Source organism: Tenacibaculum sp. SM2510 (assembly GCF_057002845.1).
Genome location: NZ_CP192703.1, coordinates 2087013 through 2104734 on the forward strand (window position 1 = coordinate 2087013; position 17722 = coordinate 2104734).

The 17722-nt window shown below is 31.0% G+C and carries 14 protein-coding genes; 7 read left to right on the forward strand and 7 right to left on the reverse strand.

Annotated features, from left to right (window positions below):
* The first annotated feature begins 50 nt into the window (after positions 1-50).
* From ACQ629_RS09370 to ACQ629_RS09380, 3 genes are all read left to right on the forward strand, one after another.
* The gene (locus ACQ629_RS09370) at positions 51-386 is read left to right on the forward strand and encodes a single-stranded DNA-binding protein (protein WP_483704394.1); all 336 of its coding nucleotides are present in this window, start codon (positions 51-53) and stop codon (positions 384-386) included.
* 125 nt (positions 387-511) lie between these two features.
* The gene (locus ACQ629_RS09375; RefSeq protein ID WP_483704396.1) at positions 512-1309 is read left to right on the forward strand and encodes an energy transducer TonB; all 798 of its coding nucleotides are present in this window, start codon (positions 512-514) and stop codon (positions 1307-1309) included.
* A gap of 27 nt (positions 1310-1336) precedes the next feature.
* The gene (locus ACQ629_RS09380) at positions 1337-4219 is read left to right on the forward strand and encodes a TonB-dependent receptor plug domain-containing protein (protein ID WP_483704398.1); all 2883 of its coding nucleotides are present in this window, start codon (positions 1337-1339) and stop codon (positions 4217-4219) included.
* A 114-nt stretch (positions 4220-4333) separates the two neighbouring features.
* Here the strand turns inward: ACQ629_RS09380 and ACQ629_RS09385 are convergent, their stop codons facing one another.
* From ACQ629_RS09385 to metG, 3 genes are all read right to left on the reverse strand, one after another.
* Positions 4334-6466, reverse strand: coding sequence for a Tex family protein (locus ACQ629_RS09385; RefSeq protein ID WP_483704400.1), 2133 nt, complete (start codon positions 6464-6466; stop codon positions 4334-4336).
* A gap of 81 nt (positions 6467-6547) precedes the next feature.
* Entirely contained in the window at positions 6548-8005 is a 1458-nt protein-coding gene (locus tag ACQ629_RS09390; RefSeq protein ID WP_483704402.1) for a hypothetical protein, read from the reverse strand.
* Between the two features lie 70 nt (positions 8006-8075).
* Positions 8076-10142 (reverse strand): methionine--tRNA ligase, encoded by a 2067-nt coding sequence (gene metG, locus ACQ629_RS09395; RefSeq protein WP_483704404.1) that lies wholly within the window; start codon positions 10140-10142, stop codon positions 8076-8078.
* A gap of 191 nt (positions 10143-10333) precedes the next feature.
* Here metG and ACQ629_RS09400 point away from each other — a divergent pair, with 191 nt between their 5' ends.
* Positions 10334-11248 carry a S66 peptidase family protein gene (locus ACQ629_RS09400; protein ID WP_483704406.1) on the forward strand — a complete coding sequence of 305 codons (915 nt, stop codon included), beginning with the start codon at positions 10334-10336 and terminating at the stop codon, positions 11246-11248.
* Entirely contained in the window at positions 11248-11607 is a 360-nt protein-coding gene (locus ACQ629_RS09405) for a YraN family protein (RefSeq protein ID WP_483704408.1), read from the forward strand. Before ACQ629_RS09400 ends, ACQ629_RS09405 begins: the two co-directional genes overlap by 1 nt.
* Positions 11608-11662: 55 nt before the next feature.
* Here ACQ629_RS09405 and ACQ629_RS09410 read toward each other — a convergent pair whose 3' ends face one another.
* Positions 11663-13039, reverse strand: a complete 1377-nt coding sequence (locus tag ACQ629_RS09410) for a redoxin family protein (RefSeq protein ID WP_483704410.1) — start codon at positions 13037-13039, stop codon at positions 11663-11665.
* Positions 13040-13164: 125 nt separating this feature from the next.
* Here ACQ629_RS09410 and ACQ629_RS09415 point away from each other — a divergent pair, with 125 nt between their 5' ends.
* A complete protein-coding gene (locus ACQ629_RS09415; protein WP_483704412.1) occupies positions 13165-13959 on the forward strand; it encodes an SDR family oxidoreductase in 795 nt (264 codons plus the stop codon).
* 103 nt (positions 13960-14062) lie between these two features.
* Here the strand turns inward: ACQ629_RS09415 and ACQ629_RS09420 are convergent, their stop codons facing one another.
* Positions 14063-14419: a hypothetical protein gene (locus ACQ629_RS09420; RefSeq protein ID WP_483704414.1), complete on the reverse strand. Its 357-nt coding sequence runs from the start codon at positions 14417-14419 to the stop codon at positions 14063-14065.
* 114 nt (positions 14420-14533) lie between these two features.
* Between ACQ629_RS09420 and ACQ629_RS09425 the strand changes: the two genes are divergently transcribed.
* Positions 14534-15067, forward strand: coding sequence for a CvpA family protein (locus tag ACQ629_RS09425; RefSeq protein ID WP_483707195.1), 534 nt, complete (start codon positions 14534-14536; stop codon positions 15065-15067).
* 54 nt (positions 15068-15121) lie between these two features.
* Here the strand turns inward: ACQ629_RS09425 and ACQ629_RS09430 are convergent, their stop codons facing one another.
* Together ACQ629_RS09430 and ACQ629_RS09435 are read right to left on the reverse strand one after the other, a co-directional pair.
* Positions 15122-15751, reverse strand: coding sequence for a carbonic anhydrase family protein (locus ACQ629_RS09430; RefSeq protein WP_483704416.1), 630 nt, complete (start codon positions 15749-15751; stop codon positions 15122-15124).
* A gap of 4 nt (positions 15752-15755) precedes the next feature.
* Positions 15756-17624, reverse strand: a complete 1869-nt coding sequence (locus ACQ629_RS09435; RefSeq protein WP_483704418.1) for a SulP family inorganic anion transporter — start codon at positions 17622-17624, stop codon at positions 15756-15758.
* Positions 17625-17722 lie beyond the last annotated feature (98 nt).

Consider the following 17722-nt stretch of genomic DNA (forward strand, 5'->3'; position numbering starts at 1 on the left):
TTGCAGTGTCAAAACGAATTGGCGAATAATAATCATTTAAAACTTATCTTATGAATACGTTAAGAAACAAAGTACAGTTAATTGGAAACTTAGGTAATGACCCAGAAATTATTACTTTAGAAAGCGGGAAAAAAGTAGCAAAGCTATCAATAGCAACTAATGAAACTTATAAAAATTCTGCAGGAGAAAAAATTACAGATACACAGTGGCATAATTTAGTTGCTTGGAATAAAACAGCAGATATTATAGAAAAGTATTTAACCAAAGGAAAGGAAATAATGATTGAAGGTAAATTAACATCAAGATCTTATGAAACTTCAACAGGTGAAAAACGTTATATAACCGAAGTTGTGGTAAGCGAATTGTTGTTATTAGGTGTTAAATAGGTGTTTATAAATAAGTGTAAATCTTAATCCTTTGTTTTGCAGTGTGTTATTTTGTTTTTTATAATTTTTTTTATATGTAAATTTGCGCCCTTATTTAATTGATGGGTAATATTACAAATATAAAAATGAAAAAACAATTTTCGTCAATAGTGCTTTTTTTCTTTATTTTAAATTTTTATGGCCAACAAGAGGTTTGTTTATCGACAGATGAATCTTCTTTGGATATGAATAGTATATCTATAACTAAATGTACTATTGAGCCTATAAAAAATTCAAAGAAAAAAGAAGATAGGCAAATAAAAGTTAAGATATCAGCAAGTAGACGATTTTTAAAGAAAAGAAAGGTTGTAGAGGTCGCACAAATTATAAAACCAGTAGAGCTATTAGGAAATGAAAAAAAACCTGACGATTCTTTTAAGCCTACTGAATTAATAGAAACTGAAAAAATAGCAGTAAATATTTCTGAAAACGCCAAAGAAAATAATAACCAAAATGATATCTCTATATTAAAAAAAGGAATCAATACCTTAAAAGAGAAGTTGTCGAAAGAAGAGGTTATGAAAGCATCAAAACTTTATCTTGTTGATAATATACCTGCATTTAAAGGATGTTCAAATACTAAAAAAAGTGATAGATTGGATTGTTTTAATTTAGAAATGATTAAACATATTAATAAGTATTTTGTCTATCCTAATGAGGCAATTAAAAACCAAATACAAGGAGAAGTTTGGGTTCGTTTTATAATAGATAAAAACGGTTATGTAAGAAACGTAAAAGCTATTGGTCCAAATAATGGAGAGATACTAAATGAAGAAGCAAAAAGAGTTGTGTTTAAATTACCTAATTTTAAACCAGCCAAAAATAATGGAGAAACAGTATCTGTTAAATATGGTTTTCCTATAAACTTTTCACTAGAAGAATAATTTTCAAAACTTTATAATAATTTTCAAATGTTAAAAAAACAATTAATAATGATTGTTTTTACTTTATGCGTTGCAACAATGTATTCACAAGTAAAAATAAAAGGAATAGTATATGATGAGTATTTAGAGCCATTTTACAGTGCAGAAATTGTAGGAGGTAATAAAATTACAACATCAAATGAAGAGGGTGTCTTTACAATTTTATTAAAGGGTAAATTTCCTCAAACAATAAATGTTTCAGCCTTTGGTTATAGAACAGAGACCATTGTAGTTACATCAGAAAATAGTGTCAACGTAATTCTTAAAGAAAATCTCTTGTTAGATCAAGTAGTTATATCTGCTTCAAGAGTGCCAGAGAGAATTATAGAATCTCCAGTTACTATTGAACGATTAGGCTTAACAGATATCAAAAAAAGTAGTTCAAATTCGTTTTATGATGGATTAGCCAATTTAAAAGGAGTCGATGCTAGAGAAATTAGTTATGGATACAAATCTATAAATACCAGAGGCTTCGCAGATTTTGGTAACTCAAGATTTGTGCAATTGGTTGATGGTATGGATACGGCTGCACCTGCTTTAAACTTTAGTGCAGGTAACTTATCAGGTGTTTCAGAGCTAGATATTAAAAGTGTAGAGATATTACCAGGAGCATCTTCAGCATTATATGGAGCAAATGCTTATAATGGTATTATGTTAATGAATACCAAAAACCCGTTTGATTATTCAGGAGTAAGTTTCTTATTAAAAAGTGGTACTACTAGTCAGAAAGCAGCAGGAAACAATCCTTTTTATGACGCTACAGTACGTATGGCTTATAAATTTAGCGAAACTTTTGCTGCTAAGGTGAATTTTTCATATTATGAAGCTGAAGAATGGCATGCTACGGACTCTAGAAATAAGAAGATTGACACTAATGAAATAATCGATGGAAGTTTTGATACTCCAGTAGATTATGATGGAATTAATACATATGGTGATGAAGATTTTGCTGATTTAAGCAGTTCGACTCCAATACTTGTTTTTTTAGGTTATTTACCAGCTTCATCTAATGATGATGGATCAACGTTTAAATTCCCTGTAGGAACGCATGTAAGTAGAAAAGGATACACCGAGAGTGAGTTATTAAAAGATTACAAGTCTAAGAATTTGAAATTTTCAACATCTTTACATTATCGCCCTTTTAAAGATGAATCATTAGAGGTTATTTTAGCAACTAGATTGGCTAAGGGTGATAATATGTTTCAAGGAATAACATCAAGGTTTGCACAGCGTAATTATTATATAGGTCAATCTAAGTTAGAAGTAAAAGGAGATAATTTTTTTGTTAGAGGGTATTACACTCGTAATGATGCCGGAGATACTTATGATTTAACAAGAACAGCTCAAGGATTAAATAGATTGGCAGATGCTAAAGTGCCAGTTTTAGCAGGTACAACAGGTTACATACCAACTTGGGGTGATTATTATGCTGTTAACTATATAGATGCTTTAGTTTCTAATTACTCAGCGCTTATTGGGCCTTCAGGTAATCCATTTAACGCGAGTGATGTTGACGAGAGTGTAAGGACATTAGCTAGAGCATCGGCAGATCAATTTAGATTAAATCCAGGTACACAAGAATTTAATAATGGGTTTAATTCAATTACCTCAAGATTGGTAACCGAAGGAGGAAGTAAGATTTATGACAGAAGTTCTTATTCACATGTTGATGGTAATTATAACCTTAAAAGTTTCTTAGATAACTGGGCTGATGTTCAAATAGGAGGATCTTATAGAAATTACAATCCTGATTCTAAAGGAACTATTTTTAATGATGCTATAGAAGAAATAAGTATTGAAGAATATGGTTTTTACACGCAAATTCAAAAGAAATTTTTAGATGATAAATTGAAGTTTACGGGGTCTATACGTTATGATAAATCTGAAAACTTTAAATCAAACTATTCACCAAGAGTTGCGCTTAACTATTCATTAGGAGAAGATAATGATCAAATTGTAAGAGCTTCTTTTCAGACAGGGTTTAGAAATCCCACTATTCAAGAGCAATATATGTTCGCTCCTTCAGCAAGGAAAACGACTGTTGGTTCTGTTTATGATAATTTAAGAAGAATTGATGGAGCTACAACAGCTGTAACAGGAGGTGATTTAATTAATAACTCACTATTAACAAGGTCAATTTATGATCCAGAATTCATAACAAATAATGAGTTTTTAATTAAGTCAGATTACAATAGTATAGTGGCAGAAGAAGTTAAAACTTTTGAACTAGGTTATAGAGGGCTTTTAAGTGTTGCAGGGTCAAACTTATATTTAGATTTTAATACTTATTATAGTTTTCATAACGATTTTGTATTTTATCAAGATATTACTGTGCCTAATATTGGTGAGGTTATAGCAACAGGACAATTAGATGCTGATGCAACTACTGCAGTACAAATTGGTAATGTAAGTGAGTTTAATTTAATCACAAATGCTAAATCACAAGTGCATTCATATGGTTTAGGTTTAGGTGTGCATGCAAAAATGTTTAAAAACTATAGTTTAGGTTTCAACTATAATTTCGCAAATTATGAAATGAAAGAAGATTTAGATTATGGGTCATTTGAACCAAATTTTAATACACCTAAGCACACAGTAAAAGCTCAATTTGGAAATGAGAAACTTTTTAAAAATTTTGGATTTAATGTAAATGCAAGATGGCAAGACGAATTTAGATGGGTTTCAACTTTTGTAAAAGGTCAAGTAGATGCAAGAACAGTTATAGATGCACAATTAAATTATAGAATACCATCAATAAAATCTAAATTTAAAATAGGTGGAACGAACTTGTTTGGTAAAGAATACTTTGTTGCTCCAGGAACTGGACAAATTGGTAAATTATATTATTTTTCATGGATAATTAATAACTAAGGCAACAAGAAAGTAATATTTTTAGATGAATAAGCTCAGCGTTAATTTTAATGCTGAGCTTATTTTTTATAATAAAATGACGGGTTAAGGTTATTTAGAGAGATAAAACAGTTTTTAAGAATGGTTGTAACTCATAGAAAGTTGAATTCTTTTTCTTTGCACATCAACTTCTAACACTTTTACTTCTACATGTTGTTGCAGGCTTACATGCTCACTAACATCTTTAACAAACGTATTAGAAAGGTTAGAAACATGTACTAAGCCACTTTCTTTAACGCCAATATCAACAAAACAACCAAAGTTTGTGATGTTGTTTACGATTCCCGGAAGTATCATTCCAGATCTTACATCATCGATGGTTTTAATATGTTCGTTAAAACTAAAAGCTTTTGCTTTTTCACGCGGATCGAGTCCGGGTTTTTCCAATTCTTTTACAATATCTTGTAACGTAGGTAAACCAAAAGAATCAGTAATATACTGTTGTAGTTTTAGTTGTTTTAAAGCTGTTGTATTGCCTATTAAATCTGCTAATTTACAACCAGTATCTTTTGCCATTTGTTTTATTAAAGAATAACGTTCTGGGTGTACGGCAGAATTATCTAAAGGATTGTCGCTATTTTTAATACGTAAAAATCCGGCAGATTGCTCAAATGCTTTTCCGCCTAAACGTGGCACTTTTTTAATAGCAATTCTATTTTTAAATGCGCCATTCTCGTTTCGGTAATTCACAATGTTTTCTGCTAATTTCGGACCAATACCAGAAACATAACTTAGCAACGAAGCACTTGCTGTATTTATATTTACACCTACTTTATTTACACAATGTGCTACAACGGTATCTAACGATTTATTTAATTTCGATTGTTCTACATCGTGTTGATATTGCCCAACTCCGATAGATTTTGCATCAATCTTAACCAATTCAGCTAAAGGATCTGCTAATCTTCTTCCAATAGAAATAGCGCCACGAACGGTAACATCATAGTCAGGAAATTCATCTCTTGCAATTTTAGAGGCTGAATAAATAGAGGCTCCGGCTTCACTTATCACAAAAACATCAATGTTGTTTTTAAACGGAATACTTTTTATTAATTGTTCAGTTTCTCTTGATGCGGTTCCGTTACCAATAGCAATGGCTTCTATTTGATGTTTGTCAACTAGTGAATTAATTTTATTTTTAGCTTCAGTAGATTGATGTTGAGGTGCATGCGGATAAATATTTTCGTTGTGCAATAAATCACCTTGCTTATTTAAGCAAACTACTTTACAACCCGATCTAAAACCAGGATCGATAGCCAAAATACGTTTTTCACCTAAAGGAGAGCCTAATAACAATTGTTGTAAATTTTTTGCGAATACGGTTATTGCGTTCTCATCCGCTTTATCCTTTGCAAGCGTCATTGCTTCGTTGGTTAAAGAAGGTAATAGTAATCGCTTATAAGCATCAGCAACTGCTAACTCAATTTGAGTAGTACAATCGTTTTGAGAGTTGATAATTCTATCTTCAATTTTTTGAAGGGTTCTTTCATTATCAATTGATATTTTTACACGGATAAAACCTTCTTTTTCGGCACGAAGAATTGCTAATAATCGGTGAGATGGAATGCGATTTAGATTTTCTTCCCACTCAAAATAATCCTTGAATTTCTGTGCTTTCTCGTCAGCTATTTTAGTTTTAATAATTTTTGTAGAAATAGTAGCATAACGCTCTAATTGGTGACGGATATTATTACGAACATCAGTACGTTCATTTATCCATTCAGCAATAATATGACGAGTACCTTCTAAGACCTTGTCTTCCGAATCTACTGCATCATTTATATATTTCGAAGCGGTAAAACTTAAATCATTTACGCGCTGACTCATAATCATCTTCGCCAACGGTTCTAACCCGTTTTTACGTGCAGTTTCGGCTTTGGTTTTACGTTTCTTTTTATATGGAAGATAAATATCTTCTAACGCAGTAAGATCGATAGTTTTTTCGATTTTAACTTTTAACTCATTGGTTAAAACATCTTGTTCTTCCAGCGCTTTAAGAATTGTAGCTTTTCTTTTTTCTAAAGCTTCAAATTGTTCTTTTAACTGCACTATTTGTCCGATTTCAACTTCATCTAAATCCCCTGTTTTTTCTTTTCGGTAACGCGCAATAAACGGAATGGTACAATCTTCATTTAACAACTCAATGGTGCTTTGAATTGATTTTTGAGAAATAGTTGTACGAGAAATTATATAATTGAGGAGTTGCATAGCGTAATGTTTAAAATAAAAAACCTCGCAATAATTTGCGAGGTTACGAATATACTAAAATGTTGTTTTTTATGTATAGTATTAGTTTGTGAACTTTTTTAAGGTATACGTTTTGCCAAATGAATTATTATCTCCCTTAATAAAATAATCTTTATATCTAAAAACTGTTTCAGCAGCTTTGTATGGAGTTGGAAACTTTTTAATTTTATCAAAAACATTTTTTTGAACTTTAGCATCTTTTATATGCTCAAGTTTCTGATTAAAAACACATTCGATTCTTGTTGATTTTGTGTTTTCAAATGAATTATACGCTAGCATTGTTGGATTAAAAAATAGTTTAGCACCACCAAAACTTGCCATTGCTACACCACCAAAACCGCCCATCATCATTCCTCCTCCTGAGGCTTGCTTTGCGTAACCACCTATGGTAAACTGATAGTTATTATCTTTATTTTTAATAATTGAAATACCAATTTTTTGTGAAGTAATTTTTCGTAAAAACTTTTTAGTTTTTTCAAGTTCTCGATGACTATTATAATAACCTCCTTTTTGTATGATAGGAGAATTCTTAAAGCCTATTTTTTCATCCTTTGAAACGGAATATTCTTTTATAAATTTACCAGTATTATAATCTAAAAGATACATAGAAAAAACATCTTTAGTTCCAGCAATAACAGCAATATAGTCATCATATAAAAAAGAATTTGTTTTCTTTTTTATAGACTTTATATTTTTTAAAGGTTTATTAAATATTTTTGTGATAAGTTCTTTTGTCTCAATATTGATTGATATTACTTGAGTAAATTTTTTATGATTATCAAATGTAATTACAATATCACTACCTCTGGTATACATTTTTTTTGACTCAGACACAGATTCAATTGAGTTAGGAGTATCTTTTTCAATTTTTCTTAAAGAGGATTCATTTACAGTTGCAAATCCAGTATTAGATTTTAACAATAAATCTGTTATTTTGGTTAGGTTATTTTTTTTATCAACAAGCATATTTCCATTTAAATTAATCTCATTTTTTTTTGGATTACCTTGTTGATCAAAACTATATAAGTATAATTTTCCAATGATGTTTGAAGCAGTGAATAAATAAAATTTATTTAAATGAGTAATAGTTTGAATAAATACTTCATCTTTTGGAAATACAAATTCATTCATTACTGTTTTTTTATCCGTAAAAGAAAAATTTACTGAAGCGTATTTATTTTTTTCTTTATTGCTTAAAAAAATACGATAATCATTTTCATTGATTGAACTACCTAAAAGAATTTTATATTTTCTTTTTTTAGTTCCTGAAGATAATTCTCCGGTAACTTTAAATTTATTATTTAATTTATAAGCATATACTTTTTTTGCATCTACAATAAACATTGCTAGTTCATCATTTTCTTTATTAACAATGGGTATAACATCTTTAATATTTGTATCGTTTGTTTTTAGATGATTTTTAAAACTAGCAATTTTTTCTTGTGAGAATATTGAAGAAAAAAATAAGCAGAGAATAAGTGATAAATAAATTCTTTTCATAAAATTAATTAAAATAAAAAACCTCGCAATAATTTGCGAGGTTACGAATATACTAAAATGGTGTTTTTATCTAAGAAATAAATTCACCGTTAGTTACCTTTTCTGAAGGTTGTACAAAGGCTAATTTACCATCAGGAGTATCGGTCATTAAAATCATTCCTTGACTTTCTATACCTTTTAATTTACGTGGCGCTAAATTACAAACTACACTAACTTGTTGTCCAATAATATCGGCAGGTTTAAAGCTTTCGGCAATACCAGAAACGATGGTTCTTGTATCTAAACCAACATTAACAGTAAGCTTTAAAAGCTTTTTAGTTTTAGCTACTTTTTCAGCTTCGATAATTGTACCAACACGAATGTCTATTTTAGTAAAGTCATCAAATTCAATGGTTTCCTTTTGAGGCTCTAAAACTCTGTTTTCAGCTTCATTTGCTTTTTTTGTAGCTTCTAATTTATCTAATTGCGCCTGAATTTCGGCATCTTCAATTTTAGCGAATAGTAATTCAGCTTCATTTATTTGATGATTATCAACAATTAAAATATTTTTTTCAGAAACAGCTGACCAAGTTAAATTCTCGTCTGCGCTCGAATTGATGTTTAATATGTTTTTCAATTTTGTAGAAGTAAAAGGTAAAAAAGGTTCAGATAAAACAGCTAATCCTGTAGCAATTTGTAAGGCAACATTCATAATTGTTTTAGTACGTTCTGCATCGACCTTAATCATTTTCCAAGGCTCTTCATCAGCTAAATACTTGTTTCCTAAACGCGCTAAATTCATTAACTCTTGAGATGCTTCTCTAAAACGGTAGCGCTCAATAGATTTTGCAATTACATTCGGGAATTCTTTTAAGCTAGCTAAAGTATCTTCATCAACTTCAGAAAATTCTCCTGCAGCAGGAACTTGCCCTTTGTAATATTTATTGGTTAAAACAACTACACGGTTTATAAAGTTACCGAAAATTGCTACTAACTCATTGTTGTTTTTTGCTTGAAAATCTTTCCAAGTAAAATCGTTGTCTTTACTTTCGGGTGCGTTTGCTGTTAAAGTATAACGCAATACATCTTGCTGATTCGGGAAATCTTCTAAATATTCGTGTAACCAAACCGCCCAGTTTTTAGACGTTGATAATTTATTTCCTTCTAAATTTAAAAACTCGTTTGCTGGTACATTTTCTGGTAAAATAAAATCGCCATGTGCTTTTAACATCGATGGAAAAATTAAACAATGAAATACAATATTATCTTTACCAATAAAGTGTACTAATTTAGTGTCGTCTTTTTTCCAATAATCTTCCCAGTTTTTACCTTCACGAGTAGCCCATTCTTTAGTAGAAGAAATGTAACCGATAGGCGCATCGAACCAAACATATAATACTTTTCCGTCCGCTCCTTCAATAGGTACAGGAATTCCCCAATCTAAATCGCGTGTTACGGCTCTTGGGCGTAATCCGTCATCAATCCAAGATTTACATTGCCCTAAAACATTAGGCTTCCAATCGTGTTTATGACCTTCAACGATCCATTTACGTAAAAAATCTTCGTGTTTATCTAATGGTAAAAACCAATGTTTTGTTTCTTTTAAAGAAGGTGCATTACCGGTAATTGCTGATTTCGGATTGATTAAATCTGTTGCATTATGACTTGTACCACATTTTTCACATTGATCTCCGTAGCTTTCTTCATTTCCACATTTAGGACAAGTACCAACGACAAAACGATCTGCTAAATATTGATTTGCTTCGGCGTCGTATAACTGCTCTGTAACTTCTTCTATAAACTCGCCATCATTGTACATTTTTATAAAAAAATCAGAGGCTGTTTTATGATGGACTTCAGATGATGTACGTGAATAATTATCAAATGAAATTCCGAAATCAATAAAAGATTTTTTGATGATTCCATGGTATTTATCTATAATATTTTGCGGAGTAACACCTTCTTTTTTTGCACGCATTGGTATCGCTACACCGTGCTCATCAGAACCACAAATGTAAATTACATCTTTACCTTTTTGACGTAAAAAACGTGTGTAAATATCTCCAGGAACATACACACCTGCTAAATGACCAATATGAATTGGCCCGTTTGTATAAGGTAATGCTGCTGTAATTGTATATCTTTTTGGTGTAGTCATTTTCTTCTGCTAAAATTAAAGTGCAAAAGTACGAAAAAGCAATTTTTTAAACTGTTATAAAATAGGTACATTTGATAGATTAGACTTTATATATTAATAGCATAAAAAAATAAGACACTATTTTGAAGAGAAGTGTACTAGTATTATCTTTTTTCTTAACAGCTTTAATAGCTTTTTCGCAAACAAAAACTATGAAATTAATAACGCCGCCTTTTTTACAAAAAGGAGATACAATTGCAATTGTAGCGCCTGCTGGAATATTAAAAAACAGGAAACATGTTATAGATAAAGCAAAGCAATTAGCGGAAAGTTGGGGCTTAGAAGTTGTGTACGGAAAACACTTATTTAACCAAGCGCATCATTTTGCAGGAACTGATGAAGAGCGTTGTGAAGATTTTCAAGAAGCTTTAGATAACCCGAATATAAAAGCAATTTGGGCGGCTCGAGGTGGTTATGGCTCAGTAAGAATATTAGATAAATTAGATTTCACGAAGTTTAAAGAAAATCCGAAATGGGTAATTGGTTACTCTGATATAACAGCTTTTCATAACCATATTCATAATGTAGGTGTAGAAACCGTTCACGGAATTATGGGGACAAGTATGCAAGACGCGCCTGAAGTAATAGCAAAAAGTGTTGAATCGCTTAAAAAAGCATTGTTTGGTGAAGATTTAGAGTATGAAATTGCGAGTTCGAAACACAATCGATTAGGAAAAGTAAATGGAGAATTAGTAGGAGGAAATATTGCCATTTTAGCATCTATGCTAGGTTCTGAAAGCCAGATTTCAACAGAAGGTAAAATTTTATTTATTGAAGAAATAGGAGAATATAAATATTCGATAGATCGCATGCTGCAAAGCTTAAAGCGTGCGGGATATTTTACAAAAATAAAAGGAGTTATTGTTGGTGATATGACTAAGGTTAAGAAAAATACTACGCCTTGGGGAAGCACAATTGAGCAATTAATCTTAGAGGTGATTCCAAAAAACACACCAGTATTATTTAATTTCCCAGCAGGTCACGAACCAGATAATAGAGCTTTAATTATGGGGAGAAATATTACGTTAAATATCAAAGAAAAAGTAGCAACGGTAAATTTTAAATAGTGGCACAACATAATGATCTTGGTAAAAAAGGGGAGGGGTTAGCAATTGATTATTTGCAGGATAATGACTATGTAATTATTGAAAAAAACTACCGTTTTAAAAAAGCTGAAGTTGATATTATTGCACAAAAAGAAAATGTTTTAGTAGCAGTAGAAGTTAAAACACGATCGAGTACTTATTTCGGAAATCCGCAAGATTTTGTAAATACAAAGAAAATAAAATTACTAGTTATGGCAATAGATAATTATGTAATCGAAAAAGATTTAGACCTAGAAGTACGATTTGATATTATTGCGGTATTAAAAAATAAAAACAATTATAAGATACATCATATAGAAGATGCTTTCTTATATTTTTAAAAACAAAACCCCAACAATTTAATTGTTGGGGTTTTGTTTTTAAAAATAGTATTCTTTATCCTTTTTTGAAATAGTCTTTTACATTTTCTAACAGGTTAGGCATTGCTATAATTTTTTTGTTAGCATCTAATATAAAATACGATGGTGTGCCTAGTAAATTGTATTTCTGTACCGTTTCGTTATCAAATTTATACTCTGGGTGCGTTCCAATTGCATTATGTGAATAAGGAAGTTTTTTAACAAACTCTGTCCAAGCTATTTCATCATTTTCAATTCCGAATGTAATTACTGAAACGTTTTCATGATTTTCATTCATATATTTATCTAATTCAGGAACTTCATCAACACAATGAGGGCAACCTGTACTCCAAAATACTAATAAATATTTTTCACCATCATTTAAAGTAGATAACTTCATTTCTTTATCACCTTCTTTCCAAGAAAAATCAGGGGCAATTCTACCAACGGTAGCACTTAATAATTGTAGTTTTTCTTTTTTAAATTCAGCATCTTGTTGGTCATCTGGTAATACATCATAGTAAGTAGAGAAGACCCAATCTACAGCTTCGCCATTACGTTTGTTAGTTAAAGAATTGATAAGAAATTCGACAACAGCTTTTCTTAATTTTCCGTTAGGAACTTCTTCCATAACTCTAACAACAGAGCGTCTTAGTAGTTTTCTTTGTATCTGGCTATCTTCAGATGAGTTTAAGTAAAAAACATAATCAGAAATACGATCAACTAAAAAAGAAGAATTATATAAAACATCACTTTTAAAATCGATGTACTCAAAAAACTTATCATTTGTAGAGGCCAAATACTCTTCCATATTATCGAAAGGATTAGACTCGTTGTATCTTTGAGAAGCTTTAATAAAATGATTTACCAACATGCCTTCCGATTTATTCTCGTACATATCTTGCAAATCTTCAAGCTCATTTAATGCTTTTTTGTAAGCTTTTTTTGCATCTTTATTTTCTTCAGTAATAAAAGTAGCTTGGTTTAAATCAACTTTATTTTGAATTTCTGCATAAGCTAGTGAGTATTCGTTTAATAATTTATTTTCTCTAGAAGCAGTAAATACAACAGATTGATCTGGATATTTAGGATTGAATATAAATTCTACATTCTCTTTGTTAAAATAAAAATCTACAAAACCAGCGCCTTTATTTCTATAAGTAGCTCTATATGCACCAGGTTTAGTATCATCTTTTAAGTCGAATTGAAATCTACCTAACACTTGATTTGCCCCGCCAACAAGAATTGTATCAAATTTAATAGTTGTGTTTGCTACAAATTTTTGCTTCGCTCCTTCTATTTTATAAAGAATTACCCAGTCAGTTTTTTCAGGAGGAGTCAAGGTTCCTTTAACTGTATATTGAGCGTTAGCTATAGAAGTGGCAAGTATTAATAAAGCCAGTAATTTTTTCATCATTATAATTTAAAGGTTTGTAAATAATATTTAAAACTAATCATTTGCTAACTTCTTTCCAAGAAGTGTACCATTTTTATTTTTTCTTGCTTATTTTTAGAGAAGTTTATTTATAATATAAAAATATGCAGCTGAAAAACAACGTGTTTTGGATTACCGGAGCCTCGTCGGGTATTGGTAAATCATTAGCAATAGAATTATCTAACTATGGTGTAAATTTAATTTTATCATCAAGAAATAAAAATGCGTTAGAAGAGGTTAAAAGTAAGTGTAAAAATACATCGAAAGTAAAAATAGTCACACTTGACTTAGAAAAGCATGAAAATATGAGTTCTAAAGTTAAAGAGGCAATGTTATGCTTTGGAACGATAGATGTTTTGGTAAATAATGGAGGTTTAAGTCAGCGTTCATTGGTTATAAACACGGATATTTCTGTTGATAAACGCTTAATGGATGTTAATTATATAGGAACCGTGGCGTTAACAAAAGCATTATTGCCACATTTTATTAAAAACAAATCTGGTTATTTTGTGGTAACTACTAGTATTGTTGGTAAAATTGGTACTCCGTTACGATCATCTTACGCAGCAACAAAACATGCGTTGCATGGTTTTTTTGATAGTTTGCGTGCCGAACATTACAACGATAATATTTCGGTAACTTTAGTTTGCCCGGGTTTTGTAACTACCAATGTTTCTAAGAATGCATTAACAGGGGATGGAACACCGCAAAATAAAATGGACAGTGCAACTGCCAACGGAATAGACCCTGATCGTTTTGCTAAACTAATGATAAAGGCAATAAAAAATAAACGCGAGGAAGTATATATCGGCGGAGCCAAAGAACGTTTAGCCGTGTATGTAAAACGTTTTTTCCCTAATATCTTATCAAAAATGATTCGAAAACTAAGTGTTACTTAAGTTAAAAATTTATAGGTGATTGTGAATAAAATGAAGTAATTTTTTTAATTGAAAGTAAAATTACTTTGTTATTCTTTCTCGTAATGACGGGATTTATAAAAAATTACTTAAAAAAATCAATCAATTCAAAATAATTAATAATTGCTTCTTTTATTAAGACAGATTGTTCACCAGGTTTTAAACTTGGTAATTCGGTTAACGTTTTATAATGAGGCCAACCATCTTCATCAAAAAAATCGAATTCGTAATATCCGTAAGGCTCTAAAAGCTTACAAATAGCAATATGCATTAAGTTTACTTTTTCGTCTTTTTTAAACTTTCGCTGTCCTTGTCCTAATTCTTGTACGCCAATTAAATAAATAACGGCATCTACATTTAACTCATCACCATCGGCAAATTGATCTGATAAATTTTTTATCAGAAAATTCCATTTTTCCTTTAAGTTAATTTCTTTCTCCATCTGTGTTTTTTAAGAGTGCAAAGATACAAATGAGTTGTGTATATTTGGTGCACAATCGGCACACATAATTACTTTATGCGTGTATTTTACTTAAAAAGTTATTATTTTACATCTATGAATACGTTTGATATTATTATTGCGGCCTTACTTCTTTTTGGTTTTATACGAGGATTGATGAAAGGTTTGTTTGTAGAGGTTGCTTCTTTGGTAGCCTTGATTGCTGGAGTTTATGGCGCAATACACTTTTCTTATTTTATTGCCGATTGGTTAAAAGGCAGTGTTTCTTGGGATGAAAAATATATTTCATTAGCAGCCTTTGCAGCAACATTTATTGTTATTATAATTACGATTTCTTTATTGGGTAAGGTATTAACTAAAATAGCAGATTTTGCTTCATTAGGAATTATAAATAAAATTTTAGGAGGTGTTTTTGGTGCTTTAAAAATCGGATTAATTTTAAGTGTTGTTTTTATTTTTTTCGGAAAAATGAATGATACGATTCCGTTTGTAAACAAAGAAAATTTAGAAAAATCTATTTTATATGCTCCAGTAAAAAAAATAGCGCCAACAATTTTTCCATCAATAATTAAAGATGATGGCGAAGTAACAATTCCCGAAATTAAAGAAAATTTAGAAGTTGATATATAAAAAAACCCGAAGTTATTAACTTCGGGTTTTTAGCTTTTAAAAGAAATTATAGAATTACAACATGGTTACTTTACCAGTATGTAAAGAGTATACACCACCAACGATGGTAATTTCTCCGTTATCTTCCATTTCTTGTAAAATTTTACTCTTTTCGCGGATACGCTCAATGGTTAATTTCACATTGTTTTCAACAGTTTTAGCAACAAACGTAGTGTTTGTAGAGTTTGCTTCTCCGTCAACTTGTTCTGCAGCTAATTTAGCAGCAGGAGCAATATTATCTAACATTGCTGTAATATTACCAAGCTCTACACCGTCGCAAGCAGCTTTTACCGCTCCACAACTTTCGTGACCTAAAACAAATACCAATTTACTTCCTGCAACTGCACAAGAGTATTCCATTGAACCTAAAATATCAACATTTTCGAAGTTTCCTGCTACACGAGCAACAAAAATATCACCAATTGTTTGGTCGAAAACTAATTCTACAGGCACGCGAGAATCTATACAAGATAAAATTACTGCTTTTGGGAATTGCCCATCTATAGTTTGTTTTACCAATTCTGTTACATTAGTTGCAGTTAAGTTATTTGCAACATAACGCTCATTTCCTTCTAGTAAGTTTTGTAAAACTCCTTTAGGTGTTAATGCACTTTGTACATTTTTGGTTATCGCTGTATTTCTCATTTTTTTATTTTTTAAATTCGTCTTTTACGTTTTGTTTTATCCATAGAACACAAGAATTAAAGTTTTTAAAGATGTGGTCTTTCGGAATAAATTCGGGAATGATACCTATTCGTTCCATCATATATCTTGGTTGTTTTAATAAGTTTACAAACAAGACATCAATATTTTTTTTCTTTAAATCTTGCAGCATATCTTCCATTGCATATAAACCAGATTGATCCATATATTGCATTCTACCTAAACGCATAATTACTGTAGATGCAGTATTGGGTATTTGCTGAGAAAGTGCCTGAAAATCGCTTGTAGACCCAAAAAATAATGGTCCTTTTATATGCTTTATAAAAATCTCTTGTTTTAATTCTTGAGGAAAACTAACTTCATCAGGCCAAGCTTCTTCGTCTAGTGATTTTACATCAGAACGATCGGCAGTTAAATCTCCAATTTTCTTCATAAACATTAAAGAGGCAATTATTAAACCAATACCTACAGCGTATACTAAATTCCAAAAAGTAGATAAAAGCATTACAACTAGCATAATAATAACTTCAGAGCTTATTTTGAAAGGTCCGATTTTAGCATCACGAGGTAAATTCGGTATTGCTTTTAAACCTTTATAATCCATAACACCAATACCAACAGTAATTAAAATACCTGCTAATACTGCTGCAGGAATTTTAGAAGCAATAGGTCCTAACCCTAATAAAATAACTAATAACATAATACCAGCCACCATACCAGATAATTTGGTTTTACCACCAGAATTAATGTTTACAACCGTACGAATTGTTGCACCTGCACCAGGAATACCACCAAAAATTGCAGCAATACTGTTTCCAATACCCTGACCAATTAATTCTTTATTTGGTTTGTGCTTTGTTTTTGTCATATTATCAGCAACTACCGATGTTAATAAAGAGTCAATGGCTCCTAATAACGATAAGGTTAAGGCAGTGAAAATATACGGAGTAATACCGGAAAAACTAAAGCTGGTAAAAATATCCATATTCGGAATTGGAAATCCTCCAGGGATTTCTTGAATTGCACGATAAGGCAATGAAAAACCAATGGCAATACTTGTCATCACAACTAAAGCAACTAATGTGCTAGGTACTGCGGTTGTAATACGTTTAAATCCATAGATAATAAAAATAGTTCCTAATGCTAATATTAATTCAAGCCAATTAATATTTTTTAATGCTCTTGGCAATACCTTAAAAGTTCCTAAAACACCTGAAGCTTCTTTACCAGCTAATGTTTCGCTCTCTTTTAAAATATCTGCCTGCGTTATTTTTTGTGCCCTAGAAACTGTTTCTTCAAAGTTTTCTAACACTAAAATTTTTTCTCCAGCTTCATCTTTTAAAATATTTTCTAAGATTAACTCTTCTGCTAAAGGTTTAAACTGTTCTACAAATTGAGCATCTTCTTTTGCATAATAACCAACAGATGGTAAAATTTGTGTAACTAAGATAATCACACCAATAGCGGTCATAAATCCAGAGACTACAGGGTATGGGATATATCGTATGTACTTTCCCATACCTAAAACGCCTAAAGCAACCTGGAATAAACCAGCAAGTAAAAATACTGTTAGAATAGCAGGTAACGCTTTTGATACATCACCTTCATTCGCAGCTATAATACCAGCGATAACCACCATACTTACAGCGGTCATAGGTGCGGTAGGTCCAGATATTTGAGTATCTGTACCACCGAAAAGCGCTGCAAAGAATGAAATAAAAATAGCACCGTATAAACCAGCACTTGGGCCCAAACCAGAACTAACACCAAAGGCTAATGCTAAGGGTAGGGCTACAATTCCGGCAGTAATACCACCAAATAAATCTCCTTTGAAATTTGAGAATAATTTTTTCATAAATTAAATATAATCGATTGTTTGATCTTTTTTTCTTTTAAGAAAAAAGATAGTAAAATGTGTTTGTAATCTCAAAAAAAAGAGAGTTACTTTAAAAA